Source organism: Vibrio sp. 970 (assembly GCF_033339075.1).
Map to the genome: position 1 here is coordinate 1 of NZ_JAWOTW010000379.1, position 664 is coordinate 664.

Consider the following 664-nt stretch of genomic DNA (forward strand, 5'->3'; position numbering starts at 1 on the left):
ACATGAGGTCATTCATCAAAATCTCATACTCTTCATTCGCTTCTTCAACTAAATGAGAAAGCTCTAACGCGTCGGTAACTGCAAGATTGAACTGCCACGGGGTTGCGTCTTCTTTGCCACAAATTCGAGTTTCACATCCACGACTTTCAAAAGATAAATCATCAAACTCGGTCGTATGACGCTCTTCAAGTTCGATAATTTCAACTTCCAATCTTCCAACAGGGTTTACTTTAACATGCGCGTGTAACTCTGAACTGCTAGACAAACAATAATCTCGATGAACTGCAATCATGGCCGCCTCCTTGTTCTGCCAACTAACAACTCATCAAAGAGTGTAGGAGAGGAAGTTTGAACGTGGGGTGAAATAATAATGAAGATTGATCTGTCTCATTGGAGGAGACAATTTTTGTCATCACAGTATGAGTCGGTATGAAACTCGCCTGAAATCACACAGAGTCAAACCAGAAAAGTTGGCATTCAAGGCGAGTTTCCCTATTATCGAAACACATTTAACGTTGGTCAGTTTAGAGGTCAGTATGGAGCTAGAAGCCGTCGCTAAAGCATTAAAAGAATTAGGGCACCCTACCCGTCTATGCATTTATAAAGAAGTCGTTAAAGCGGGCTATAAAGGCATTGCGGTAGGCGGTGTGCAAGAAAAACTCGG

Annotated in this window: 1 protein-coding gene and 1 pseudogene; one reads left to right on the forward strand and one right to left on the reverse strand. The window is 42.2% G+C overall.

What is annotated here, in order from left to right:
* Positions 1-292, reverse strand: a 292-nt coding sequence (locus tag R7Q11_RS26805) for a hypothetical protein (RefSeq protein WP_005459692.1), incomplete at its 3' end; no start/stop codon positions are given.
* Positions 293-419: 127 nt separating this feature from the next.
* Here R7Q11_RS26805 and R7Q11_RS26810 point away from each other — a divergent pair.
* A pseudogene (locus tag R7Q11_RS26810) lies at positions 420-664 on the forward strand (hypothetical protein); the annotation flags it as partial.